Origin of the sequence: Hymenobacter miniatus, assembly GCF_016427455.1 — a bacterium.
Classification (GTDB): domain Bacteria; phylum Bacteroidota; class Bacteroidia; order Cytophagales; family Hymenobacteraceae; genus Hymenobacter; species Hymenobacter armeniacus.
The window spans coordinates 35,709-61,175 of the sequence record NZ_JAELXR010000014.1; the positions used below are offsets into that span (position 1 = coordinate 35,709).

General features: G+C 63.9%; 16 protein-coding genes. 9 read left to right on the forward strand and 7 right to left on the reverse strand.

Going from position 1 to position 25,467, the window contains the following annotated elements; all coding sequences use genetic code 11:
• Positions 1 to 30: 30 nt before the first annotated feature.
• Positions 31 to 1,293, reverse strand: a complete 1,263-nt coding sequence (locus JAO73_RS18750) for an ABC transporter ATP-binding protein (RefSeq protein WP_198978781.1) — start codon at positions 1,291 to 1,293, stop codon at positions 31 to 33.
• A gap of 334 nt (positions 1,294 to 1,627) precedes the next feature.
• Here JAO73_RS18750 and JAO73_RS18755 point away from each other — a divergent pair, with 334 nt between their 5' ends.
• Positions 1,628 to 3,757, forward strand: a complete 2,130-nt coding sequence (locus JAO73_RS18755) for a right-handed parallel beta-helix repeat-containing protein (RefSeq protein WP_198978782.1) — start codon at positions 1,628 to 1,630, stop codon at positions 3,755 to 3,757.
• Positions 3,758 to 3,861: 104 nt separating this feature from the next.
• Here the strand turns inward: JAO73_RS18755 and JAO73_RS18760 are convergent, their stop codons facing one another.
• The 4 genes from JAO73_RS18760 to JAO73_RS18775 all read right to left on the reverse strand — a co-directional run bounded on the left by JAO73_RS18760 (position 3,862) and on the right by JAO73_RS18775 (position 8,642).
• Entirely contained in the window at positions 3,862 to 4,932 is a 1,071-nt protein-coding gene (locus JAO73_RS18760; RefSeq protein WP_198978784.1) for an acyltransferase family protein, read from the reverse strand.
• A gap of 100 nt (positions 4,933 to 5,032) precedes the next feature.
• Positions 5,033 to 5,644, reverse strand: coding sequence for a DNA-3-methyladenine glycosylase (locus JAO73_RS18765; protein ID WP_198978786.1), 612 nt, complete (start codon positions 5,642 to 5,644; stop codon positions 5,033 to 5,035).
• A gap of 5 nt (positions 5,645 to 5,649) precedes the next feature.
• On the reverse strand, positions 5,650 to 7,560 hold the full coding sequence (locus tag JAO73_RS18770) for a carboxypeptidase-like regulatory domain-containing protein (RefSeq protein WP_198978788.1): 1,911 nt from the start codon (positions 7,558 to 7,560) through the stop codon (positions 5,650 to 5,652).
• A gap of 80 nt (positions 7,561 to 7,640) precedes the next feature.
• A complete protein-coding gene (locus JAO73_RS18775) occupies positions 7,641 to 8,642 on the reverse strand; it encodes an aspartate-semialdehyde dehydrogenase (protein ID WP_198978793.1) in 1,002 nt (333 codons plus the stop codon).
• Between the two features lie 543 nt (positions 8,643 to 9,185).
• Here JAO73_RS18775 and JAO73_RS18780 point away from each other — a divergent pair.
• The 4 genes from JAO73_RS18780 to JAO73_RS18795 all read left to right on the forward strand — a co-directional run bounded on the left by JAO73_RS18780 (position 9,186) and on the right by JAO73_RS18795 (position 16,691).
• Positions 9,186 to 10,958, forward strand: a complete 1,773-nt coding sequence (locus tag JAO73_RS18780; protein WP_198978794.1) for a right-handed parallel beta-helix repeat-containing protein — start codon at positions 9,186 to 9,188, stop codon at positions 10,956 to 10,958.
• Positions 10,959 to 11,226: 268 nt separating this feature from the next.
• Positions 11,227 to 13,797, forward strand: coding sequence for a lamin tail domain-containing protein (locus JAO73_RS18785; protein ID WP_198978795.1), 2,571 nt, complete (start codon positions 11,227 to 11,229; stop codon positions 13,795 to 13,797).
• Between the two features lie 69 nt (positions 13,798 to 13,866).
• Positions 13,867 to 15,438 carry a DUF1800 domain-containing protein gene (locus tag JAO73_RS18790; protein WP_198978797.1) on the forward strand — a complete coding sequence of 524 codons (1,572 nt, stop codon included), beginning with the start codon at positions 13,867 to 13,869 and terminating at the stop codon, positions 15,436 to 15,438.
• 35 nt (positions 15,439 to 15,473) lie between these two features.
• Entirely contained in the window at positions 15,474 to 16,691 is a 1,218-nt protein-coding gene (locus JAO73_RS18795) for a DUF1501 domain-containing protein (RefSeq protein WP_198978799.1), read from the forward strand.
• A 152-nt stretch (positions 16,692 to 16,843) separates the two neighbouring features.
• Here JAO73_RS18795 and JAO73_RS18800 read toward each other — a convergent pair whose 3' ends face one another.
• Positions 16,844 to 17,605 carry an alpha/beta fold hydrolase gene (locus JAO73_RS18800; RefSeq protein ID WP_198978800.1) on the reverse strand — a complete coding sequence of 254 codons (762 nt, stop codon included), beginning with the start codon at positions 17,603 to 17,605 and terminating at the stop codon, positions 16,844 to 16,846.
• 105 nt (positions 17,606 to 17,710) lie between these two features.
• Complete coding sequence (locus JAO73_RS18805; RefSeq protein ID WP_190928701.1) at positions 17,711 to 18,841, reverse strand: LacI family DNA-binding transcriptional regulator; 1,131 nt, start codon at positions 18,839 to 18,841, stop codon at positions 17,711 to 17,713.
• A gap of 258 nt (positions 18,842 to 19,099) precedes the next feature.
• Between JAO73_RS18805 and JAO73_RS18810 the strand changes: the two genes are divergently transcribed.
• From JAO73_RS18810 to JAO73_RS18825, 4 genes are all read left to right on the forward strand, one after another.
• Complete coding sequence (locus tag JAO73_RS18810; protein ID WP_198978802.1) at positions 19,100 to 20,131, forward strand: arabinan endo-1,5-alpha-L-arabinosidase; 1,032 nt, start codon at positions 19,100 to 19,102, stop codon at positions 20,129 to 20,131.
• Positions 20,132 to 20,274: 143 nt separating this feature from the next.
• Entirely contained in the window at positions 20,275 to 23,094 is a 2,820-nt protein-coding gene (locus JAO73_RS18815) for a bifunctional transaldolase/phosoglucose isomerase (protein ID WP_198978804.1), read from the forward strand.
• A gap of 223 nt (positions 23,095 to 23,317) precedes the next feature.
• On the forward strand, positions 23,318 to 24,280 hold the full coding sequence (locus JAO73_RS18820) for a glycoside hydrolase family 43 protein (protein ID WP_198978806.1): 963 nt from the start codon (positions 23,318 to 23,320) through the stop codon (positions 24,278 to 24,280).
• Positions 24,281 to 24,369: 89 nt separating this feature from the next.
• The gene (locus tag JAO73_RS18825) at positions 24,370 to 25,467 is read left to right on the forward strand and encodes a cellulase family glycosylhydrolase (RefSeq protein ID WP_198978808.1); all 1,098 of its coding nucleotides are present in this window, start codon (positions 24,370 to 24,372) and stop codon (positions 25,465 to 25,467) included.

A 25,467-nucleotide genomic window follows, 5' to 3' on the forward strand; every position in this document is an offset into this window, starting at 1 on the left:
GAACGGCGGCGAAATCGACAAAAACAAAGGCTACTGGCAGTCCAGCACCTGCGCATACGGCACAATGGCGCCGTGGTCGCGGGTGTGCGGGAAAGTGCGGCCCTTGGTGGGCGAGGCAATGATGTCGAAACGCACGATTTGGTCTTCAAAATCCAGCGTTTCGGTGTTGTGGCTGCCGGCCCAGAAGCTCAGGTAGTACTCGCCGGGCACCAGCGGCGGCAGCTCTACCTGAATGTGCACCTGAGTGGTTCCATCCGGCTTGTATTTCAGGAACTTGTCGAGCGTGGGCAGGGCCTGCATGAGCGGGCTGCCGGCACTGTCGGCCACGTCGATGGCCACAAACGCGGCCGGGTGCGGCGCGTTGTGGCAATACGTGAGGGCCAGGGTGAAGCGGCAGTTTTTTTCGTCCTGCGTCAGGCCCAGCATCACCGCATCGGTCAGTTTCAGGGCTTGCGCGGGTGCGTTTGGGCCGTGCCACTGCTCGGCGGCCTGCTGCTTGCGGGCGTGGGCATACTGGGCAATGGTATGGGCAGTGGGTCCCAGGCAGCTCACCTGGCCCTGCTCCAGCAGCAGCGCCTGGGTGCACAGGTTCTGCACGGCGTTCATGTCGTGGCTCACGAAGAGCACCGTTTTGCCGTCGTTGCGGCTCACCTCCTGCAAGCGGCCCAGGCACTTGCGCTGAAACTCGGCGTCGCCCACGGCCAGCACCTCGTCCACTATCATGATTTCGGGCTCCAGAAACGCGGCCACGGCAAACGCCAGGCGCACGTACATGCCGCTGCTGTAGCGCTTCACGGGCGTGTCGATGTAGCGTTCCACGCCCGAGAAATCCACGATTTCATCGAATTTGGCCCGAATCTCGGCCTTGCTCATGCCCAGGATGGCGCCGTTGAGAAACACGTTTTCGCGGCCCGTCAGCTCCGGGTGGAAGCCCGTGCCCACTTCCAGCAGCGAGGCCACCCGGCCCCGCAGCTTCACGCGCCCCGTGGTGGGCGCCGTGACTTTGCTCAGGATTTTGAGCAGCGTCGACTTGCCCGAGCCGTTTGGCCCGATGATGCCCAGCACCTCGCCCTGCGGCACGGCAAAGCTCACGTCCCGCAACGACCACACGAAGTCGCTGTCGCCCTTCTGGCTGCGGTCGTTGGCTTCGCCAATCTTTGCGTAGGGGTCCTCGCGCTTGCGCAGGCGGGCCCAGGCCCGGTTCAGGTCCTGGCTGAGCGTGCCGGTGCCCACCTCGCCCAAGCGGTACAGCTTGCCCAGGTGCTCAACTTGTAAGGCGGCCGGAATGCTCATGAAAAAACAAGGAAAAGAAAAGGTTGCCAGCCCAAAGGGGCCCAGCCAGCGCGCACAATGCTACCTCATCTTGGCAAAGCCACATAAAGGCACCCTAAGAGCCGGCGAAGATACGAGGCAAGCCACGCCGAGGGTGTGCGGCCGGTGCCCCGCCACGCCCGCCGCGGGGCGTGGGTGGCTGCCCTGTGGCTGTGTCAACAAAACACCATGGGGCAATCCGGCCCGCCGCATTTGCCAGCAAGCATTTTTAATTACACAAACAAATTGATTTGCTGTGCCTTTCATGGGCCGCGTGCAGTTAACTTTGTCATTCTTCCTTTTAGATATATTTTATATGAGAAGCACGTTTATACTGATTCAATTGCTGGTTTTGGTGGGCGTGCTGAGTGCGCGGGCCACCACTTATTATGTGAACAATGCGGGCGACGACGCCAACGCCGGCACTTCGGCGGCGCAGGCTTGGCGCACCCCGGCTCGCGTAAACGCCACCGCCCTGCTGCCCGGCGACCGGGTGCTGTTTGCCGGCGGCCAAACCTTTGTGGGCAGCCTGCGGCTGCGCCGCTCCAGCCAGGGCACGGCGGCGCAGCCCATTCTTTTTCGGTCTTATGGCACGGGCCAAGCCCTGATTTCCAGCGGCGCCGATGTCGGCTTCTCGGCGCGCAACTCGGCCGGGGTTGAGCTGCGCAACCTGGCTTTCGCAGGCACGGGCCGTCTCAACAACGTGACGTCGGGCGTGTACTTCTTCAACGATTCAACCAGTGCGAATCTGCAGTACCTGCGTTTCGACAGCCTCGACATCAGCGGCTACCGGGGCGTGGGGCTGGAGGTGGCCAGCTACAACGGCACGAGCGGCTACGACAACGTGCGCATCACCAACTGCCAGCTCCACGCCAACGGCGAGGGCGGCCTGACTTCCTACGCTGAGTTTCCTCTTATCGGCCACCACAACTGGTACGTGGGCTACTGCAACGCCTACGACAATTCCGGCCGGCCCGAAATCAACAATGCACCTACCGGCAACGGCATCGTGGTGTCGGGTATTGACGGGGTGATGGTGGAACATTGCACGGCCTACCACAACGGCTGGCTCAATGCCCGCCCGGGCGGCCCGGCCGGCATCTGGGGCTGGGACTGCAACGACCTCACCATTCAGTACTGCGAATCGCACCACAACCAGGCCGGGGGGCACCGCGACGGCGGCGGGTTCGACCTCGACGGCGGCTGCACCAACTCGGTGCTGCAATACAACTACTCGCACGACAACGACGGCCCCGGCTACCTGCTGGTGCAGTTTTACGACGCGCGGCCTATGCACGACCTGGTGGTGCGCTACAACATCAGCGAGAACGACGCCCGCCAGCAAGACCAAGGCAGCATCCTAGTTTACTCGGAGCCGTGGCTGGGCGGCATCGTGAACGCCGATATCTACAACAACACCATCATCCTGAACCGTCCCACCAACGGCTCGTCGCCCAGCGCGGTATACCTGCTGAGCGGCGACATTTCGGGGTTCACGGTGCGCAACAACATCCTGCAGGCCGACCCCGGCTTGTGCTTCGTCCGAACTTTTACCACCACGGGGGTGCGCTTCGAGGGCAACAACTATTGGTCGCCCAACGGCTCCATGAAGTTTGACTGGAACACGGCGCAATACAGCACGCTGAGCGCCTGGCGCACGGCCTCGGCACAGGAAACGCTGGCCGGTGGCACCCGCGCCACCGGCATGAGCGTCGCCCCGGGCTTTGCGAGCACCGGCGCCGGGGCGCAGGCGTTTCTGCTCGATGCGACTTCGCCCCTGCTGGGTCAGGGCCTCAACCTGCTGACGGAGTTTGGCCTCAACCCCGGCCCGCGCGATTTTTACGGCCTGCCCACTCCAGCGGCTACTGTTCCCGGCAACGTCGGTGCTTCGGAGGCCCGCCTGGACATCACCACCCCGCTGCCCGTGGAATTGGCGCGCTTCACGGCCGAGCCACAGGGGGCCGACGCCGTGCTGCATTGGGCCACGGCTTCGGAAAAGAACAACGACCGGTTTGAAATAGAAGCCAGCGCCGACGGCCGCGCCTTCCGCCGCGTGGGCCAGGTGGCCGGCCACGGCAGCAGCGCCCAGCCGCACGACTACCAGTTTGTGGACCTCGGCATTGCGCGCCACGGCACCAGCCGTGTATTCTACCGCCTGCGGCAAGTAGACCGCGACGGCACCTTCAGCTATTCGCCCCTGCGCACGGTAGCAGTGAGCGGCGCTGCTGGCCTGGCCCTGTTCCCGAACCCAACCACGGGTTCGGCCTCGCTTACGGGCGTCCAGCCCGGAACGGTGGTCACGGTATCTGACGCCGTGGGCCGACCAGTCCTCACGACCACAGCCGACGCTACCGGCACCGCCATATTGGCCCTGCCGCGCGGGCTGACGGCCGGGGTATACGTGGTGCGCACGGGCGCCACCGCTTTGCGTCTGAACGTGCAGTAGCACCTTTCACATGTCCGTTCCGCATCAATTCACCAAGCGGCAGCTATGGCTCTGCCTCCTAACCGGGCGGCCCGTAGGCATTTGCTCCCAAGGCGTTTAGCCACTTAGAGCCAGCGGTTGCGCAACTGCATGATGGGAACCTCGAAGTACTTGTGCAGCAACGCCGAAAGTCCCCAGGAGAAGAGCCACACCAGCCCAAACGACACCAGCGGGGGCAGGGACACGAATGTGCCCAACGGGTCGACCAGGGTGTACATAACCAGCGAGCGGTGCACCAGATACAGCGGATACGAAATCAAGCTGACGTGCGTCAGGACGCTGGCGAAGGTCCCGTGCCCGGTTTTCCACTGGCTGAGGTAAGGCAGTAGCATCAGGGTGGCCGCCGAGGTGAGGCTAAAGGAAAAAACGTAGGTAAATAAGCTGCCCAATGGGAGTTGTACCTGGATGAGTAGCAAAAGTGCGAGACCAGCCAGCAGCAGCCCCTTTTTGTGCTTGGCCCATTGCGTCGGTAAGTAGCGGGCGAGGTAGGCGCCCACCACCCCGTAGACCAGGCTATCGAGCCGCGTAATGACGATTTTACGAAACTGCTGGTCCCAGTCGTAAGTGGCTGGCGATGGAATGTGCAGGAATTTATAATACCGGTACCCGGTCACCAGCGTCAATACGGCCAGTGCAGTGTACAACACGGCTTTGCTTATGCCCAACCGCGTGAATTTGGTGAGCAGAAAGATGGCCAGCGGCACAAGCAGGTAAAACCACTCCTCCACACTCAACGACCACGCCTCGGCGAAGAATGGAGGATGCGGATTTCTGAAATTCTGCAAAAACACCCAGTATTTGGCTATAGCCGGCCATGCTACCTCGGCCGGACGCAAGACCATGAGTGCGGCCAGCACCAGGAAATAAGGGGGCAGCGTCCGCATCCAGCGCCGGCCCCAAAAATTCAGCAGCACGCGTGGCTGCCGGTCGTTCCTTTCCAAGGTTTTGATGAATATGCCGCCTATCAGAAAGCCCGAGAGGACAAAAAACGCCGTCACGCCGTCAAAGATGAGCCAACCGAGCACCGCCACCGCTTGGCTTGGCAAGTAGCTGAGCGAGTGCCCCAACACGACCGTCAGCACGGCAAAAGCGCGTAATACATCCAGGCCGTAAATGCGGTTTGATTCAGAAGACATTGCGTTGGGGAAGAAGACGTAAAGCTACTGGCAGGCCGGCAACCATCGGCCTGTGGTCTTACGCCAGCAGTTGAAAAGCGCGGGGCGACCAGCCGGGGCGTTATTTCGCCGGGCTCGTCCACTTGCTATCGCGCAGGCGAAAACGCCACGGCAACCCGGCGGCCTCCGGACCGGCGTACTCCAGCCCGACGCGGGGGCTGGCGACCACCTCGGCTTCCGCCACTTCCTCGCCATGGTCTTCAAACCAGAGCACCTCGCCCGTCACGGGCAATCCGGTGAGGGCCGGCGTGATGCCCAGCGCCTGGCTCATCACGCCCGGCCCGGCGGTGAGGGCACGCTTTGCCTCAGCAAGGCCGCGGCGGCGCAGCATCTCCTCAATGCCCACGGTAGGCTCGATGGCCCGGATGAGCACGGCGTCGGGGTGCGCGGCGTCGTGGGTGGCGATGTTGAACAGCGCGTAACGGTTGTATACGGTGTAGACGTAGGCCGTGCCGCCGGGCACATGCAGGCCCTGCGCCTGGTGGCGCTTGCGTTGCAGGTGCATCGTGAGGGAGTCATCGCCTTTGTGCCGGTAAGCTTCGGTTTCGACCACCCGCCCGGCCGTGACCACGCCGTCGATGCAGGTGCAGAGGTGTTTGCCGAGCAGGTTGCGGGCAATGGTCAGCACATTGGCGCGCTGAAAGAAGGCGGCGGGCAGCTTGGAATGAGGCATGGACTTCAACGAACGCGGTAGCGCAGCCCGATGCTCAGCAGCCAATGCTGCTGCCGCCACGGCAGGTGCGTGGTGGGCTGGTCGTTCACGCGCAGGTCTACGTCGGAAGCGGGCAAATCGACGGCAGCGCTGCTGCGGAACAGGAAAAAGCCGCTCTCCTCGTCCAACTGCAGCTGCGTTTTGGTGCGTAGCGGCACCAGGTAGCTGGCATCGGCCACCAGTTCAAACCTATGGCTCAGCTCCACACCCAGGCCCAGGCTGGGGCGCACGGCGTCGGTCACCGTCTGGACGCGGGCGCTCAGCTCGTCGGCGCCGAGGTGGGTGCCGGCCACGCGCAGGCCGCTATCGGGGTTGTCGAAAGTGCCCAGCGGCAGGGCCACCGTTTGGCGAATGTAACCCAGGCCGGCGCGGCCGTAGAGCGGCCGGTGGCCGGGGTTAAAGTTGTGCTCATACGCCAGGCCGGCTTCCCAACCGTCGCCCTGCAATTGCCGGTACAGGCGCTGGGTGGCCAGGCGCACAGCCAATTCCCGCGTCAGGGCGTATTGGTATTCGAACTGCGTAATAACAGCAAAACCTTGGGCGCGCACCTGGGCTGTGCGCTGCATTTGCAGGCCGTAGCCGGCCGGCGTGTAGGCCACCGCCACGCCGGCCGCGGGCACGGCCAGTGGCCACGCCCCCACCTGCGTGCCGTAGCTGAAGCGCTTCAGAAAGCGGTCGAAGGCGCTTAGCTTTTTCTCCTGCGGGTCGGTTGCGGCCTCGGTGGGCTTGAACAGGGAATCGGCCTGCTGCTGGCGCTGCTGGTCGAACAGGCTTTTTTGCAGCGCCGCTGGAGGCAGCAGCGTGGTGTGTCCCTGCCAGAAGGCCGAGTCGTAGGCCACGGTATTGCGCAGAAAAACGTCGTTGTACTGCGCCCGCTCCGCATAGCCGGGCCGGGGCGTCTGGGCCGTATCGATGGCCGTGGTCAGGAATTCGCCGAAGTAGTTCAGCGGTGGCCCCACGGGCAGTTTGGCTTTGGTTTGCCACCACACGGTTTTCAGGTGCCAGCGGCCGGCGTACGGCTGGTAGGCCACGCGCAGGGCGCGCGCGTCGGCCACGTCGCGCACCCCACGCCGGAGGCCCGCGGGCGTGTAGTGCCATTCGGCCCCGAGGAAGGCGTAGCTGTCCTGCTCGATGTACATGCGCCCCTCGAAAGCAGCCCGGCGGTTGCCGGCCTTCGGCCCGAAGGTGATGACGTATACTGGCCGGTCCTGAAATGTGCTGCCGGGCGCCAGGCGGTAGTCGTAGTCCTTGAAATGGGCGGGGTCGATGAATTCCGAGCGGCGGTGCACAAAATCGCCCATGTGCGCGATAAACGGCCCGCCCGCCCAATCGATGCGAACAGGCGTGCGGTCGCGCCGCAAATCGACCTTGCGCGACTGCTTTATCTGAATTTCGCCCTCTGCCGTGCGCTTTTTATACGACTCCTTGAAAGCCAGCACCAGCCCCTCGGCTAGGTAGCGCGGCTGCCCGGCCTCGTCGTTGTCCGACTCCCGATAGAAGCCCGTGAGCTGGGTGGGCCGCGTGGGGTAGTTGCGCGGAATGCGGGCGATGGCCTCCTTCACAATGCCCAGCACCGAGCCCGTCACCTGCACCTCGCCCAGCGCGGCCGGGCTGATGCGCAATTCGATGCGCAGCTCCGGGCCCGGCAGCGGCGGCAGGGCCTGGGTGTATTTGCGGTAGCCCAGCAGGGCCACCTCCAGTCGTTCGGCCTGCAGCGCCGCCGGAATGCGCAGGGCGAAACGGCCTTCGTCGTTGGTGCTCGTGCCGATGCGGTTGCCGGCCACACCCACCTGCGCGTTCGGAATGGGCTGGTGGGTTTCGGCGTCGACCACCTGGCCGCGCAGCAAAATGGGCCCCTGCGCAAGCGCGGAGCCCATTTTCAACACAAACATTAGCAATAGAAAGCAGCGCATGAGCGGGCCGTAACTTGTCGGACTCTCAACGCTGCTAGCCTGGATTAGTTGTGCGCTGGCGCCAGCTTGCCCACCAGGTATTCGGCAATCTGCACGGCGTTGGTGGCGGCGCCTTTGCGCAGGTTATCGGCCACCACCCACAGGTTGAGGGTGCGGGGCTGGGTTTCGTCGCGGCGCAGGCGGCCCACCAGCACGGCGTCTTTGCCGTGGCTGTCTTTGGGCATGGGGTATTGGTTGGTGCTGGGGTCGTCCACGAGCTCCACGCCGGGCGTGCGGGCCAAGATGTCGCGCACGTCGGCCAGGTCAAATTCGCGCTCAAACTCCACGTTGATGGATTCCGAGTGGCCGCCCATCACCGGGATGCGCACGCAGGTGGCCGTGACGCGGATGCTGTCGTCGCCCATGATTTTCTTGGTCTCGTTCACCATCTTCAGTTCCTCCTTGGTGTAGCCGTTGGGCTCGAACACGTCGATGTGGGGCAGCACGTTCAAGTCGATGGGGTGCGGGTAGGCGGGGTTGCTGGCGGCCTGGCCGGCGCGCTCTTCCAGCAGCTGGTCCACGGCTTTTTTGCCGGTGCCGGTCACGCTTTGGTAGGTGCTCACCACAATGCGCTGCACCTTGTAGGCTTTGTGCAGCTCATTGAGTGCCACCACCATTTGAATGGTGGAGCAGTTGGGGTTGGCAATGATTTTATCCTCCGGAGTAAGGGTGTCAGCGTTCAGCTCGGGCACCACCAGCTTCTTGGTGGGGTCCATGCGCCAGGCCGAAGAGTTGTCGATGACGGTGGTGCCCACGGCGGCAAAGCGCGGCGCGTGCTCCTTGCTCACCGAGCCGCCGGCCGAGAAAATGGCAATGTCGGGCCGGGCGGCAATGGCGTCGTCCATGCTCACCACCGGGTACTGTTTGCCCTGAAATTCAATCAACTGGCCCACCGATTTGGCCGAAGCCACGGGCAGCAACTCGGTGAGGGGAAACTGGCGCTCCGCCAGCACTTTCAGCATCTCGGTGCCCACCAGCCCGGTGGCACCCACTACAGCAATTTTCATGGGGTCAGAACTTCAGCAGCGGCCGGTTCGTAGCCGCCGGCCGCAAAGGTCGGCACGCGCTGGGCATATTATCATCCTGCTAGCATATTGGCCAAGCCATTCGCTGATGAATCTGGTCGGCAAGCCGCTCCGCCCAAGGACAGTCGAAAGGTGATGCCGCACCTCACAGCCGGGCAATTGCGCCAATCGGGGGGAAATATGAGCATTTCGTCTAAAAAATATAGGTTTTTGCACTCTTATTTAAAAATTGCATCGTCTAACAAACACGGCAAGAATAACCTAATTTGTATTTTGACGGAATAAATCCTTTTTAAAGCCAAATTTTAATGGTTAACCTGTGATTTTTTAATACACACAGTTCCATTAGCTTTGCGAGGACTTCCACAACATCACCCAAAAACGATGCGTAGAATTATACTTTTCCAATTTATACTTTTCTTCATCGCAATTAACGCCCGGGCCACGACGTATTACGTGAGCAATGCGGGCAATGACGCCAACCCAGGTACTTCGCCAGCGCAAGCCTGGCGCACTCCGGCCCGCGTGAGCGCCGCCACCTTCCACCCCGGCGACCGGGTCTTGTTTGCCGGCGGCCAAACCTTCAGCGGCAGCCTGCGGGTGCGCCCCGCCAGCCACGGCACGGCGGCCCAGCCCATCGTGTTTCGCTCCTACGGCATCGGCGGCCCGGCCGTGATTGCCAGTGACACCGCCGCCGGCTTCTACGCGTACAACAACGCCGGATTTGAGCTGCGCAACCTCACGTTTGTGGGGGCCGGCCGCCTCGTCACTAAGCATGCCGGGGTGCAGTTTTATAATGACTCGGCCAACGCCCACCTGCAGTACCTGCGCTTCGACAGCCTGGACATCAGCGGCTACCGCGGCGTGGGCCTCACCATTGCCAGCTGGAACGGCACGAGCGGCTACGACAACGTGCGCATCACCAACAGCCAGTTTCACGCCAACGGCGAAGCCGGCCTGTCGTCTTACTCGTACTTCCCCCTCCTGGGCCACCGCAACTGGTACGTGGGCAACTGCAAAGCCTACGACAACTCGGGCCGCCCCGAAATCACCAACACCCACAGCGGCAACGGCATCGTGCTCTCGGGCATCGACGGAGCCGTGGTTGAAAACTGCACGGCCTACCACAACGGCTGGCTCAACGGCAGCCGCGGCGGCGGGCCCGTGGGCATTTGGGGCTGGGAGTGCAACAACCTGACCATCCAGTACTGCGAGTCGCACCACAACGAAGCCGGCGCGGCCCGCGACGGCGGCGGGTTCGACCTCGACGGCGGCTGCACCAACTCGGTGATGCAGTACAACTACTCGCACGACAACGACGGCCCCGGCTACCTGCTGTGCCAGTTCGACTGGGCCACGGCCATGCACGACTTGGTGGTGCGCTACAACGTGAGCCACAACGACGCCCGCAAAGAGGACCAAGGCGCCATCATGATGTATTCGTCGGGCTGGGCCGGCGGCATCGTGAACGTCAACATTTACAACAACACCGTGTACCTGGACCGCCCCGCCAACGGCTCGACCCCCAGCGCGGTTTATGTCATGAGCGGCGACATCGCGGGCACCAACCTGCGCAACAACATCCTGCAAACCGCCACCGGCCTGCCCGTGGTGCGCACCTACACCGCCACGGGGCTGCGTTTTGAAGGCAACGCTTACTGGTCGCCCACCGGCGCCCTCACCCTGAGCTGGAACGGCGCCTCGTTCAACAACCTGAACGATTGGCGCACCGCTACCACTCAAGAAACGCTGGCCAATGGCACCCGCCCCACCGGCGTTTGCGCCAGCCCCTGCTTTGCCAGCACCACTCCCGGCGCGGCCCTTTCTACCGGCAGCCGCTTGCCAAACTTTACCCTGGGCTCTTCTTCGCCCCTGCTGGGCAGCGGCCTGAACCTGGCCACCGAATTCAACATCAACCCCGGCACGCGGGATTTCTACGGCGCAAACACGCCCGGCGCCGGCAGCCGGGGCAACATTGGTGCTTCCGAAGCCCGCTTGGCGCTGGCCACCCGCTCCGGCGCCGACAAGACCAACGATGCCACTTGGTGCCAGGTGTACCCCACCGTGGCAAGCAGCGAAATTCACGTGGTGGCGGAGAAGGCCTCGGCTCAGCCCGTGGAAATTCAGCTCGTGGACGTGCTGGGCCGCTCGGCCCGCACCTGGAGCCGCCCCGGCAACCAGTTGTCGGCCACAGGCCTAACGCTGTCGGTGGATGGCTTGGCCGCCGGCCGCTACGTGCTGCGCGTGCAAAGCGGCTCGCAAACGCAGCACCAGACGGTGCTGGTTGGCAATGAGTAAGTCACTCTTACCTCCGTTCGTTTAAATTCGGCGCGGAAAGGGCGTTCATCGACCTGCTTTTATTTCGAACAACTCACAAAATCTCTCGGACAATATATTGAACTTCAATATATTGTCCGAGAGATTTTGCATAATTTCCGATTCGTTCGCCGGGTCCGATGCTTCTTACCCCTATGGTGGCTTGCAACATAACGCCTTACATTAGTCACGGTTAAAACTCATTCGCCATTCGATGAAGGCAATTTTACTGTTACTCTGCTTCTTTCCATTGTGGGCATCGGCGCAGCTGCGCGACGACTTCGCCGACGGCAACTTCACGGCTAATCCTGCCTGGACGGGCGATGCTGCCAGCTTTCAGGTGGCCACGCAGCAGCTGCAGAGCAACGGGCCAGCCGCAACGGGCACCCAAATTGCCCTGAGCACGCCCTGCCAAGCCAGCACCGGCACGGTGTGGGAGTTTTGGGCCAATCTGAAGCTGGCCACCAGCTCGGGTAACCTGGCCGACGTGTGGCTGATGGCCACCCAAGCCGACCTTAAAAACACGAACAACACCGGCTATTTCGTGCGCCTGGGCGGCACGGCCGACGAGGTAAGCCTGTTTCGCAAAGACTCGACCCGGGCGGCCGTGCTGGTCATCGACGGCGTGGACGGCACGCTGGCAAGCACCACCAACAACTTGGTGCGCGTGCGCGTGACCCGCACCACCGCCAACCGCTGGACCTTGGAGCGCGACCTCACCGGCGGCCGCGCCTTTGTGGCCGAGGCGGCCCAGCCCATCGACGGCACTTACCAGCGCAGCGCTTACTTCGGCGTGTCGCTGCTGTACTCGTCGGCCAACAACCGCGCTTTCGCCTTCGACGATTTTGTGGTGAGCGACGCCACGCCGCCGCTCCTGGCCCGCGCCACTGCCGTCGACTCGCGGCAATTGGACGTGGTGTTCAACGAAGCCATGGACGCAACTACGGCCACCAACCCAGCTAATTATCGCCTGCAAAGCGGCGCCGTGCCCACGGCCGCGCGCTTTTTTTCGGCCGCCAACACCATGGCCGTGCGGCTCACGTTCGGGGCCGACTTTGCCACCCAAAACGTGCTGGAAGCGCGCAACATGGCCGACCTCTACGGCAACGTGGCGGCCGGGCCGCTCACGGCCGCCTTTGCCGGGCCACCCGCCGCGCCGCAAGTGGGCGACCTGATTATCAGCGAGATTTTTGCCGACGAGACGCCCCAGGTGGGGTTGCCGCTGTCGGAATACGTGGAGATTTATAACCGCAGCACCACCAAAGTCATCAGCCTGAGCGGCGTGAAGCTGGGCAAGCCCACCAGCACCACGGCCTTCGCCGTTTTTGCCGATACCGCCAAGCTGCTGCCCGGCCAGTACGCGGTGGTGTGCGGCAGCACGCGCATCAGCCAGTTCACGCAACCTGGCGTGAAGGTGTACGGCCCCACCAACTTTCCCTCGCTCAGCAACGGCGGCGACCAGCTGGTGCTGCGCGCCCGCGACGGCCGCACGCTCTTCGAAGTCACTTACTCCGACACCTGGTACCGCGACCCCAAGAAGAAGGACGGCGGCTGGAGCCTGGAAATGATAGACGCCAACAGTTTCTGCGGCGGCGCCGAGAACTGGACCGCCAGCACTGACCCGCTGGGCGGCACGCCGGGCAAAGCCAACGCGGTGCGGGCCACCCTGGCCGACGCCACCGCCCCCACCCTGCTGCGCGCCGTGGCCCTGAATGCCACCACCGTACGGGCGTACTTCTCGGAAAAGCTGGACAGCGTAGCGGCCGCCACGGCCGGCCGCTACGCGCTGGCGGCGCCCGGCCCGGCCGTGGTGCGCGCCGCCCCCATTGGCCCCGATTTCCGGCAGGTCGACCTGACCTTGGGCACGGCCCTGCAGCCCAGCCGCCCCACTACCCTGACGGTGCAAACCGCCACCGACTGCGTGGGCAACGCCAGCGGGCCCCTGCAATCGGCCGCGCTGGCCCTGCCCGAAGCGGCGGTGAGCGGCGACGTAGTGATTAATGAGCTGCTGTTTAACCCGCGCACCAGCGGCGTGCGCTTCGTGGAGATATTGAACCGGAGCAGCAAATTCATCAACCTGCAGGGCTGGCAAATCGGCAATCAGAAACCCGACGGCAGCGTGGATGCCGACGTGCTGAGCTCCGGGCCGCTGGTGCTGACGCCGGGCCAACTGCTGGCCTTTAGCACGAGCAGCAGCAACTTGCTGGCTTATTACCCGGCTTCGAGCGACGCGGCCAATCTGGTGCAGCTGAGCAGCTTCCCGACCTTCCCGGACGAGAGTACGGCCTTGCTCTTCAACTCGGTGGGCATTGAAATGGACCGATTGGCGTACAGCAAAAACCTGCACCTGAGCCTGCTTTCCTCGCAGGAAGGCGTGTCGTTGGAACGCATTCGCGCCAACGGGCTCAGCAACGGCAGCAATTTCCACTCGGCGGCCAGCGCGGTGGGCTATGCCACGCCCGGCCGGCCCAACTCGCAGGCCCAGGACACGCCCGGCGGCAACCAGGAGCTGACCGTGACGCCCGAAGTTTTCACGCCCGACGACGACGGCCAGCAGGATTTTGCCACCCTCAACTACCAGCTCGACCAGCCCGGCTATGCCGCCACCGTGACGGTGTACGACGCCTTGGGCCGCCTCACCCGCCGCCTGGTGCGCAACGAAACCCTGCCCACCACCGGCTTTGTGCAGTGGGACGGCGTGGACGACCGCGGCCACAAAGCCGCCGTGGGCTACTACATTTTGCTGGTGGAACTGTTTCGGCCCAGTAGCGGCGAAAAGCGCGAGTACAAGAAGACGGTGGTGCTGGGCGCGCGGTTTTAAGCGCTGCTTTATTTAAGACGCCTGTCCTCCCTCATTAAACGAAGTGCTCTGTTTCGCGTCTTACCCGACATGAACAGCGCCCAGCAACTTCAGCACCTGTACTGGCGCGCCGGCTTCGGCCCGCGCCCGCAAGACGTGGCCGCCGGCCTCAGCCCGCGCAAAGCCCTGCGCCAACTGCTGCACGACTCCGCCCGCTACGAGCCCTTGGTGGGCCCGGGCCTGAACTACACCGACCCGCAAGGGACGGTGATGACGGACCCCGCGTCGACCAAAACCAACCCCGTGCCCAACGGCATGGTGACCACGCCCGACCAGCCCGCGCCTCCCGGCGCGCCCGCGGCCCCGGTGGCGCCCCTGCGCCCGCGGGCGGCGTTCAAGGGCGGCACCATTGCGGCGGGCGTGCCGCGCCTGCGCCGCGCCGAACTCACGCCGCAGCAGCGCAAGATGCAGAACGAGGGCATCCGCGACGCCTTCAACAACATGAGCACGGCCTGGATGGACCGCATGGCTACGTCCTCGGCGCAGCTGCGCGAGAAGATGGTACTGTTCTGGCACGGGCACTTTGCCTGCCGCGTGCGCCAGCCCGCCGCCGCCCTGAGCCTGCACAACGCCATGCGCCAGCACGCGCTGGGCAAGTTCCCGGACCTGCTGCTGGCCGTGAGCCAGGAGCCGGCCATGCTGCAGTTCCTCAACAACCAGCAAAACCGCAAAGAGCACCCCAACGAAAACTTCGCCCGCGAGGTGATGGAGCTCTTCACGCTGGGCCGCGGCAACTACACCGAAACCGACGTGAAAGAGGCCGCCCGCGCCTTCACGGGCTGGGGCTACGACTACCAGGGCCGGTTTAAGTTTCGGGAAAAGGAGCACGACGCCGGCCCCAAAACCTTCCTGGGCAAAACCGGCAACCTCACCGGCGAAGACGTGCTGACGCACATTCTGACGCAGCCGGCCGCGGCCACGTTTCTGGTCACGAAAGTCTACCGCTTCTTCGTGAACGACGTGCCCAACCCGGCCCACATCGAGCCGCTGGCGCGGGACTTTCGCCGAAGCGGCTACGACATTGCCGACCTGATGGAGCGCCTGTTTTCGGCCGATTGGTTTTACGAGCCGGCCAACGTGGGCACCCACATCAAGAGCCCGGTGGAGCTGCTGGCGGGCATTCGGCGCACGCTCAACGTGAAGATTGACAACGAGCAGCCGCTGCTGGGCTACCAGCGGGCGCTGGGCCAAACGCTGTTTCAGCCGCCGAACGTGGCCGGCTGGCCCGGCGGCCGCAACTGGATAGACTCGTCGTCGCTGCTGCTGCGCCTGCAGCTGCCGGCCATTTTGTTCAAAAACGCGGAGTTTGCCGTGGCGCTCAAGCAAGACGAAAACGACATCGCGCCCAACCTCACCAAGGCCGAGCGCACCGTGCGGCCCGGCGCCGGCGCCCACCTGCCGCTGGCCCCGCTGCAACAGCTGCTGGGCGCCACGCCCGTGCCCCAGCAGCCCGAAAAGCTCAGCCAGTTCCTGCTGCAAACGCCCATTCGGCCCGAAAACCTGCAGCTGGTGCAGCAAGCCGCCCAGCAAAAAGAGCCCGCCGAAGCCCTGCGGGCCACGCTGGTGAGCCTGCTGAGCTTGCCGGAATACCAGCTGGCGTAGTTTACCCATCCTTTCCTCCTTTCTGAAACAAACTCATGGCTACCACCCGCCGCGACTTCCTCCGCAATTCGGCCCTGGCCAGCACCTTGCTGCTGGTGCCCAAGTTTTTGCACGCCCTGGACCGGGGCCCCGGCCTGGCCCGCCTGAGCGACGCCCCGGGCGCCCGGCGCCTGATAGTGGTGCAGCTCAGCGGCGGCAATGATGGCCTGAACACCGTTATACCGTTCCGCAACGACTTGTATTACAAGGCCCGGCCTACGCTGGGCATCAAAGAAGCCGACGGCATTTTGGCGCTGGAGAAGGACCTGGGCCTGCATCCGGCGCTGAAAGGGCTGAAGGGCCTGTACGACCAGGGCCATTTAGCAGTGCTGAACTCGGTGGGCTACCCCAACCCCGACCGGTCGCACTTCCGCTCGATGGACATCTGGCAGTCGGGCTCGGGCTCGGAGCAGGTGGTGAGCACCGGCTGGCTGGGCCGCTACCTCGACTCGAACTGCCCCGACTGCCAGCGGCCCTACAACGCTTTGGAAGTGGACGACACGCTAAGCCTGGCCCTGAAAGGCAGCCAGCGCAAAGGCTTGGCGCTGAAAAGCCCGGGCAAATTCCACCAAATCAGCCAGAACCGCCTGCTGGCCAAGGTGAGCAAGGAAGCCACCACCGAGCACCACAGCCAGGTCGACTACCTCTACAAGACGCTGGCCGAAACCGCGTCCTCGGCCGATTACCTGTACGATAAGTCCAAAATCTACCAGTCGACGGTGGCGTACCCGAACTCGGATTTTGGCAAAAACCTGAAAACCACGGCCGAGTTGATTAACTCCGGCGTGGAGTCGCGGGTGTATTACCTGGCCTTGTCGGGCTTCGACACCCACGTGCGGCAGCACGAGCAGCAGCAGCGCCTCTTCACCGACCTCGGCGACGGCCTGGCCGCGCTGGCCGCCGACCTGCAGAAGAACAACCAGTGGGACAACACGTTGGTGGTGGTATTCAGCGAGTTTGGCCGCCGCGTGGGCCAGAACGCCAGCAACGGCACCGACCACGGCACCGCCAACAACGTGTTTCTGGCCGGCGGCGCCCTGCAGAAGAAGGGCGTGGTGAACGACGCCCCCGACCTGCTCAACCTCGACCAGGGCGACCTGCGCCACCAGGTCGATTTCCGCAGCATCTACGCCAACATCCTGAAAGACTGGCTGGGAGCCGACGACACGGCTATTCTCGGCACGGGCTTCGAGCGCATGAGCGGGCTGGTGTAGCGGTGAGTTGGCGATACGGAACGTCATGCTGAGCGCAGCCGAAGCATCTCTACTACGAGAATAAATAATTACTTCAGTAGTAGAGATGCTTCGGCTGCGCTCAGCATGACGTTCTGTTAATCGACCAACCTAGCAACCTGCATGTCTGCCTCCTACCCCCCAAATACCGCCTCGGCCAGCGCCAGCACGGCGCGGCGGGTGGGCTCGGGCTGCTCCAGGTAAGCTAGGTGGCCGCTGCCTTCCAGAAACAGGGCGTGGGCTTCGGCGGGCAGGGCGGCCTGGCGCACGGCATCGTCGAAATGCACGGCCACGTCGTGCTTGCCGGCCACCATCAGCACCGGGAATTTGGCGTTGGCGAGCACCTGGGTGCGCTCGGGGCGGGCGGCCATGCCGCGCAGGGCGCCGGTGATGGTGCTCACGGGCGTGGCTTTGCCAATTTCTTCGAGCAAGCCGCGGGCGTCGGTGAGCTTGTCGCGGTTCGTCGGCGCGAAGAGCGGGCGCACGAAGGATTCCATGAACTTGGCCACGCCGTGCTTCTCCACAAAGCCGATGTTCTTTTCGCGGTTCTGGCGTTTCTCGTCGGTGTCGGCCAGGGCCGTGGAGTTGACGAGCGCCAGGCCGGCCACGCGCTGGGGCCAGCGTTCGGCTAGGGCAAGGGCCGCGTAGCCGCCCATGCTGTGGCACACTAGCAGCACCGGATGGGGGCAGTCTTTCTGGTTGAGGTAATCGATGACGTAGCGGGCCTGGGCCTCCATCGAAAAGTCGGGCACGGGCGCCAGGTTGGTGCCGTGGCCGGGCAGGTTGGGCATCAGCAGCCGGTAGCCGTCGGGGAAGGAGCGGGTGAAATCGGTCCAGACCTCGCGGCTTTCGGCAAAACCGTGGAGGAAGACGATGGTGGGCAGGGTGGTGCTCATGGGTGGGACGGCCTGTGGGTGCCGCAGGCCGCGCGACGGCCTGGGCAGGTTGGTTTCCCCAAAACTAGTCACGCCGATTCCAGCGCGGCGCCCGTCGTTCGGGCCTTAGTTGCGGCGCAGCACGCGGTGCTTCTGCAATTCACGCTCCTGGGGGCTGATTTCCGGCGAGTCGTCGACCCCGCTGCGCAGCGACGACGCCCGCACGAACAGCTGCGGCTGCAGCACCACCTGCCGGTTCGAAAACGCCGCGCCCTCGGCCTCCACCAGTTCGGTGAACAGCCGGAAGGTGGCCTGGCCCATCTCTTCGCAGCGCTGGTCCACGGAAGTGAGCTGGGGCTCGGTGACGGTGGTAAGGGCCTCGTTGCTGAAGCCGGCCAGGGCCACGTCTTCGGGCACGCGCAGGCCGCGGCTTTTCAGCAGTTGCAAAGCGCCCAGCACGGCCGAGTCGCCGGCCGAAAACACGGCGTCGGGCGGCTCGGGCAGGTCCAGAAGCTGGGCCATGCCCTCGCGGCCGGTTTCCACGGTGAGGTTGCTGTAGAGCATGAGGCTCTCGTCGGGCGCGATGCCGTGGTCCTGCAGGGCATCGAGGTAGCCCTGGCGCCGGTATTTGTAGATGTTCATGTGCAGCGGCCCGCCCAGGTGCGCCACCCGGCGGCAGCCCTGCGCCAGCAGGTGCTTGGTCGTTTGGTAGGCGCCCGCGCGGTCGTTGAGCACCACGGCGTTCACGTCGTTGCCTTCCAGAATGCGGTCGAAAAACACCAGCGGCACGTGGTGCTTGCGCACTTTTTCGAAGTGGTGGAAGTCGGTGGTGGAGCGCGACACCGACACCAGAATGCCGGCCACCTGCGCCCGCAGCAGGTTGTCGAGGTTCTTGCGCTCCTGCACCACGTCCTCGTTCGACTGGCACATGATGACGCTGTAGCCCGCCTTGCTGGCCGCCGTTTCGATGCCGTGCACCACCGAGGCAAAAAAGCGCCCTTCGATGTAGGGCACCATCACGCCCAGCAGCTTGCTCTTGCCTTTGCGCAGGGCCGCGGCCAGGTGGTTGGGCTGGTAATTGAGCTTCTTGGCCAGCTTGAGCACGGCCTGCTTGGTGGCCGGCCCGATGCTGTGGTGGTCGCTCAGGGCCCGCGAGATGGTGGTCATGGACACGCCCAGTTCCCGGGCCAGGTCGGCCATGGAAACGGGGCGAACAGCCTCGCTGGGAGCATTCTTGGCGTGGCGGCGTGCGGCCATTTTACAAAAGCGAAAAGACGGGAAATAAGGCGTAAAGCTACTGCGTCTGAAGAGTAAACGCGGCGAATGCAGACGCGCAGCGGCATTTTCCGGCCACCCAAGTTCCCGCCTCGGGCGCAAGGTTCGACGTTGCTGGCGACAAAAGCACTAGCAAGTTAAAATAATTTACACAAACGATTGTGAAAAGTTATACATTTGCCTGCGGCATAAGCCGACAACCTTTTACCCTCCGCTCACACAATCGTTAATGTAAGGAAGATGATAATTCAGAACCTTGTGGCGGCTGCGTTTCTGTTTCACTGCCTGGGAGCGTTGGCCCAGGCCGCGCCGCCGGCCGGGCGGCCGCCCCTGCCCATCGGGCCGCTGCCGCTAGGCGCCGTGCCGGCCCACGACCCGGTCATGATTCGGCAGAACGGCACGTACTACTTGTTTTGCACCGGCATGGGCATTGCGGTGTGGTCGTCGAAAGACCGGAAAACCTGGACGCCCGAAAAGCCCGTGTTTGCCGCACCGCCGGCCTGGGCGGTGGCGGTCATTCCGGGCTTCAAGGGCCACGTTTGGGCGCCGGACATTTCCTACGCCAACGGGCAGTACAGCCTGTTTTACTCGGTCTCGGCGTTTGGCAAAAACACGTCGGCCATTGGCCTGGCCACCAACCAGACGCTGGACCCGGCTGCTAAAAATTTCAAGTGGGTCGACCACGGCCGGGTCGTTCAGTCGGTGCCGGGGCGCGACCTGTGGAACGCCATCGACCCCAACCTGGCCCGCGACGCGGCCGGCGCGCCGTGGCTGGTGTTCGGCTCCTTTTGGGGCGGCATGAAGCTGGTGAAGCTCACGCCCGACCTCACCGCCCCGGCCCAGCCGGAGCAGTGGCGCACCGTGGCCCGGCGCCCGCGCGACCCGAGGCTGAACGACTCGCTGCCCGGCGACGGCGCCATCGAGGCCCCGTTTATTTTCAAAAAAGGCCGCTTCTACTACCTCTTCACCTCGTTCGACTATTGCTGCCGCGGCCCCGAAAGCACCTACAAAATGGTGGTGGGCCGCGCCACTGCCCTCACCGGGCCCTACGCCGACCGCGCGGGCGTGGCCCTGGACCAGGGCGGCGGCACGCCGGTGCTGGCCGGCGACAAAAACTGGTTTGGGGTGGGCCACAACGCCGTGTGTACGTTCGACAACGAAGACTACCTGGTTTTTCACGGCTACGACGCCGCCGACCGGGGCCGGCCCAAGCTGCGCATCGAAAAGCTAGCCTGGGACAAAGACGGCTGGCCGGTGGTGGCGGCGCCATAGGCCCGCCCGGGCAGGCGCCGCGGGGGCCCGCCGCGTTCGGCGGGCCCTCCTTTTCACCGCGGCCTTTCCGAATTATCCCCGTATAGCTTGAAAACAACGCCATTCATTCCGGACCTTTGGCGCACTTACTAACCGCACTTTCTATGAACCCTCTCGTTGCCATACGCGCGTTTGACCAGAGCCTCTGGCTGGATTTTATCAGCCGCCCCATTCTGATTAACGGCAAGCTACAGCGCCGCATCCAAGACGAAGCCCTGCGCGGCGTGACGTCGAACCCGGCCATTTTTGCCAAGTCCATCGGCGACTCGGCCGACTACGACTCGGCCATCAAGGCGCTGGCCCTGCAAGGCAAAACCACCGACGAAATCTACACCAGCCTGGCCGTGGCCGACGTGCAGGCCGCCTGCGACCTGTTCCGGCCCCTCTACGACAGCGCCGACAACGCCAGCGACGGCTACGTGAGCCTCGAAGTATCGCCGCTGCTCGTGAACGACACCGAGGGCACCATCGAAGAAGGCCTGCGCCTCTGGAAAACGGTGGACCGCCCCAACGTGATGATAAAAGTGCCGGCCACGCTCGAAGGCCTGCCCGCCATTCGCCGCCTTATCTCGGAAGGCGTGAACGTGAACGTGACCCTGATTTTCGGCCTGGAGCGCTACCGCCTCGTGACCGAAGCTTTCCTCTCCGGCCTCGAAGACCGTGCTGCCGCCGGCAAGCCGCTGGCGCGCATCGACTCGGTGGCCAGCTTCTTCCTCTCGCGCATCGACGTGCTGATTGACCCCATGCTGGAAAAAATCGCGGCCGAGGGCGGCGAGAAGGGCCAGCTGGCCCAAAGCATGGTGGGCGAAGTGGCCCTGGCCAGCGCCAAGCAGGCCTACCAGATGTACAAGGAAATTTTCGCTGGCCCGCGCTGGGAAGCCCTCAAGGCCAAAGGCGCCGAAACCCAGCGCCTGCTGTGGGCCAGCACCGGCAACAAAAACCCGAAGTACGACAACCTGAAATACGTCAACGGCCTCATTGGCCCGAAAACGGTGAACACCGTGCCAGTGGAAACGCTGGACCTGTTTGGTAAGGAAGGCAAGGCCGCCGTCACCCTCGAAGACAACCTCGACAAGGTGAAAGAGGTGCTGGCCCGCCTGCCTGAACTCGGCATCAACCTCGATGAGCTGACCCAGCACCTGGAGGAAGACGGTGCCACCAAATTCAAGGAGCCATTTGGCAAGCTGATGCAGTCCATTGAGCAGAAGCGCGCCCAGGCCGCAGCTGCCCAAATAGACGACGCCATTCTGCAGCTGGGCCAGTACCAGGCCGCGGTGGACGCCCAGGTGGAGAAATTCAACCAGCAGAACTTCACCGCCGGCTTCTGGGACAAGAAGGCCGACCTCTGGGTGCAGGACGAAGCCGGGCAGCACAGCATCCGCAGCTTCATGGGCTGGCTGCGCGTGGCCGAAACGATGGTGGGCGCCGTGCCCGAAATCGAAACCTTCGTGAACGAGGTGAAAGCCGCCGGCTTCAAGCACGTGGTGGTGATGGGCATGGGCGGCAGCACCATGGCCCCGATTGTGTTCAAGGCGTCGTTTCCGATGGGCGAAGGCGGCCTGCCCATGTCGGTGCTCGACACCACCGACCCCGGCACCGTGCGCCAGATTGAAGAATCGGTGCCGCTGGCCGACACGCTGTTCATCGTGGCCAGCAAGTCGGGCACCACGGCCGAGCCGCTGGCTTTTGGCGACTATTTCTACGCCAAGCTGAAAGAGCTGAAGGGCGACAAGGCCGGCGAAAACTTCGTGGCCATCACCGACCCGGGCTCCAAGTTTGTGACCGACGCCACCAACGCCAAGTACCGCCGCATCTTCCTGAACTTCCCCGAAGTGGGCGGGCGCTTCTCGGCCCTCACCTACTTCGGCCTGGTGCCGGCGGCGCTCTACGGCCTGCCCGTGGGCGAGATTCTGGAGCGCGCCATCCGCATGATGCGCGCCTGCGGCGCTTACGGCCCCGTGAACGACAACCCCGGCCTGGAGCTGGGCGCCGCGCTGGGCGTGCTGGCCGAGCAGGGCCGCGACAAGCTCACGCTGGTGGTGCCCGACAGCCTGCACGACCTGGGCCTGTGGCTGGAGCAGCTGCTGGCCGAAAGCACCGGCAAGGAAGGCAAAGGCATCCTACCGGTGGCCGGCGAGCCGCTGGGCGACCCGAGCATCTACGGCAACGACCGGGTGTTTGTGTACGTGGGCTACGAGGGCCAGCCCGACGAAGCCAACGCCGGCAAGCTGCAGGCGCTGGCGCAGGCCGGCCACCCCGTCATCACCATCCGGATGAAGGACGCCTTCGATTTGGGCCAGGAGTTTTACCGCTGGGAAGTGGCCACGGCCGTGGCCAGCGCCGTGTTCGGCATCAACCCCTTCGACCAGCCCAACGTGCAGTCGGCCAAAACGGCCACCGACAAGCTGATGAAAGCCGTGCAGGAGCAGGGCCACCTGCCCGAAGGCGAGCAGCCCGCCGCCAGCGAAAACGGCGTGGACTACTACTCCGCCGTGCAGGGCAACGGCGCGGCCGGCGTGCTGAAGGCATTTTTTGCCCAGGCCATGCCCGGCGATTTCATGTGCCTGCAGGCTTACCTGACCGAGACGCCCGCCGTGACCGCCAGTCTGCAAGAGCTGCGCCAGCGCGTGCAGCAGGCGCTGCACATCGCCACCACCTCGGGCTACGGGCCGCGCTTTCTGCACAGCACCGGCCAGTACCACAAGGGCGGCCCCAACACGGGCCTGTTTGTGCAGTTCACCGACGACAACCCGCAGGACCTGCCGCTGCCCGGCCGCTCCTACACGTTCGGCACCTTCAAGAACGCCCAGGCGCTGGGCGACTTGCAGGCGCTGCTCGACAACGACCGCCGCACCCTGCGCGTGCACCTCGGCCACAACGCGGAAGCGGGCCTGAAGGCCGTGCTGGCGGCGCTGGAGCTGTAGCCGGCAGTTGAACTGAACCCTTAAAACGTCATGCTGAGCGCTGTCGAAGCATTTTTCCCGCTTCGCTGCAAGAGCATTGGTTCGTTGAGCGGGAGAGCTGCTTCGGCGGCGCTCGGCATGACGTTTTTATTTTGACGAGTTTCATCCAGTTACAACCCGCTCGAATTCCCACCCTTCAGCACCCTATTTTATGCTTTCTTTACACAATCGATTGTGCGGCGTAATGGCCTTTGTCAGCCTCTCTTCGGCCGCGCTGGCCCAGAGCGTGCCGGCCGGCCCGCCCACGCTGGGCGCCACGGTGGGCGGCAACCCCATCATCAAAAGCAAGTACACGGCCGACCCGGCCGCCATGGTGCAAAAAGGCACGGTGTACCTCTACACCGGCCACGACGAGGCGCCCGCCCGCCAGGAGCGCTACGTGATGAACGAGTGGCTCTGCTTTTCCTCGACCGACATGGTGCACTGGACCGAGCACCCCGTGCCGCTGAAGGTAACGGACTTTGCCTGGGCCAAGGGCGATGCGTGGGCGTCGCAGGTGGTGGCGCGCAACGGCAAGTTTTACTGGTACGCGGCGGTGGAGCACGGCACCGTTCCGGGCAAGGGCATTGGGGTGGCGGTGGCCGACAACCCCACCGGGCCGTTCAAGGACGCCCGCGGCACGGCGCTCATCAGCAGCGACATGACGCCGGAGGACAAGATTGGCTGGGCCGACATTGACCCGACGGTCTTTATCGACGGCAAGGGGCAGGCGTACCTGTTCTGGGGCAATACGACGTGCTACTACGCCAGGCTCAAGCCCAACATGACGGAGCTGGACGGCCCCATCAAGGCCATTAAGCTGCCGCAGTTTACGGAGGCGCCGTGGGTGCACGAGCACAACGGCTGGTACTACCTGAGCTACGCCTCGCAGTTTCCCGAAAAAATAGTGTACGCCATGAGCCGCAGTCTCGACGGGCCGTGGGAATACAAGGGCATTCTGAACGAGGTGGCGGGCAATTCCAACACCAACCACCAGTCCATCATCGACTTCAAAGGCCAGTCGTACTTCATCTACCACAACGGCGGCCTCAACACCGACGGCGGCAGCTTCCGCCGCTCGGTGTGCATCGATTACCTCTACTACAACAAGGACGGCACCCTGAAGCGCGTGGTGATGACGACCGAAGGCGTGAAACCGGCCAAATAATTCGCGGCCTTCGGCGCGAGCCCTGCCGAGGCTTTTCCACTGCGCTCATTTCTTCTTTGCTTTCCGTCATCTTCAATTCCCACCCGCTCATGACTCCCAAAAAACTTCTTGCCCTGCTGTTGGTGCTGCTGTGTCTTGCCCCGGCGGTGCAGGCCCAATCTCGCAAAGGCCGCGCCCCGCAAACCAGCACGGCCGCCGGGCAGCTCTGGCCCGTGGCAAAAGCCAACGCCTGGTACGCCCAGCACAAGTGGATATCGGGGGCCAATTTCATTCCCAGTACGGCCATCAATCAGCTGGAAATGTGGCAGGCCGCCACTTTCGACCCGGCTACCATTGACCGGGAGCTGGGCTGGGCCGAAGGCATCGGCTTCAACACCATGCGGGTATTTCTGCACCACCTGGCCTGGCAGCAGGACCCGGCCGGCTTCAAGCAGCGCCTAGACGCGTACCTGGCCCTGGCCGACAAGCACCGCATCCAGACGATTTTCGTGTTTTTCGACGACTGCTGGAACAAGCAGGCCAGCCCCGGGCCCCAGCCCGCGCCCAAAACCGGCATTCACAACTCGGGCTGGGTGCAAGACCCCGGCGAGCCCACCTCGCGCGACTCGGCCGCCTTCATGGGGCTGAAGCCCTACGTGAGCGACGTGATGACGCGCTTCGCGCACGACAAGCGCGTGCTGATGTGGGACCTGTACAATGAGCCGGGCAATTCCGATAAGAAGGACACCTCGCTGCCGCTGCTGCGCAACGTGTTTGCCTGGGCCCGCGCCGTGAACCCCGACCAGCCCCTCACGTCCGGCATCTGGGCCTGGAACCTGCAAGCGCTGAACGCCTTCCAGGTGCGCAACTCCGACGTGACGACCTACCACGACTACGAGGAGCCCAACTGGCACCAGCGCGTGATTGAGCTGCTGAAAACCAACGGCCGCCCGCTCATCTGCACCGAATACATGGCCCGCAGCCGCAACAGCCGCTTTGCCAACATCATGCCCTTGCTGAAACGAGAAAACGTGGGCGCCATCAACTGGGGCCTAGTGGAAGGCAAAACCAACACCAAGTACGCCTGGGACACGCCCCTGGCCGACGGCAGCGAACCCGCGGAGTGGTTCCACGAAGTATTCCGCCAAGACGGCACGCCCTACCGCCTCGACGAAGTGCAGGTCATCCGCAAAATGAACGGCAAATAG

Excerpts from the sequence above, each read along its gene's own strand:
- JAO73_RS18800 (WP_198978800.1), bottom strand. The coding sequence starts at position 17,605 with ATGAGCACCACCCTGCCCACCATCGTCTTCCTCCACGGTTTTGCCGAA.
- JAO73_RS18825 (WP_198978808.1), top strand. The coding sequence starts at position 24,370 with ATGACTCCCAAAAAACTTCTTGCCCTGCTGTTGGTGCTGCTGTGTCTT.
- JAO73_RS18795 (WP_198978799.1), top strand. The coding sequence starts at position 15,474 with ATGGCTACCACCCGCCGCGACTTCCTCCGCAATTCGGCCCTGGCCAGC.
- JAO73_RS18810 (WP_198978802.1), top strand. The coding sequence starts at position 19,100 with ATGATAATTCAGAACCTTGTGGCGGCTGCGTTTCTGTTTCACTGCCTG.
- JAO73_RS18750 (WP_198978781.1), bottom strand. The coding sequence starts at position 1,293 with ATGAGCATTCCGGCCGCCTTACAAGTTGAGCACCTGGGCAAGCTGTAC.
- JAO73_RS18815 (WP_198978804.1), top strand. The coding sequence starts at position 20,275 with ATGAACCCTCTCGTTGCCATACGCGCGTTTGACCAGAGCCTCTGGCTG.
- JAO73_RS18820 (WP_198978806.1), top strand. The coding sequence starts at position 23,318 with ATGGCCTTTGTCAGCCTCTCTTCGGCCGCGCTGGCCCAGAGCGTGCCG.
- JAO73_RS18805 (WP_190928701.1), bottom strand. The coding sequence starts at position 18,841 with ATGGCCGCACGCCGCCACGCCAAGAATGCTCCCAGCGAGGCTGTTCGC.
- JAO73_RS18765 (WP_198978786.1), bottom strand. The coding sequence starts at position 5,644 with ATGCCTCATTCCAAGCTGCCCGCCGCCTTCTTTCAGCGCGCCAATGTG.
- JAO73_RS18790 (WP_198978797.1), top strand. The coding sequence starts at position 13,867 with ATGAACAGCGCCCAGCAACTTCAGCACCTGTACTGGCGCGCCGGCTTC.
- JAO73_RS18775 (WP_198978793.1), bottom strand. The coding sequence starts at position 8,642 with ATGAAAATTGCTGTAGTGGGTGCCACCGGGCTGGTGGGCACCGAGATG.
- JAO73_RS18760 (WP_198978784.1), bottom strand. The coding sequence starts at position 4,932 with ATGTCTTCTGAATCAAACCGCATTTACGGCCTGGATGTATTACGCGCT.
- JAO73_RS18770 (WP_198978788.1), bottom strand. The coding sequence starts at position 7,560 with ATGGGCTCCGCGCTTGCGCAGGGGCCCATTTTGCTGCGCGGCCAGGTG.
- JAO73_RS18755 (WP_198978782.1), top strand. The coding sequence starts at position 1,628 with ATGAGAAGCACGTTTATACTGATTCAATTGCTGGTTTTGGTGGGCGTG.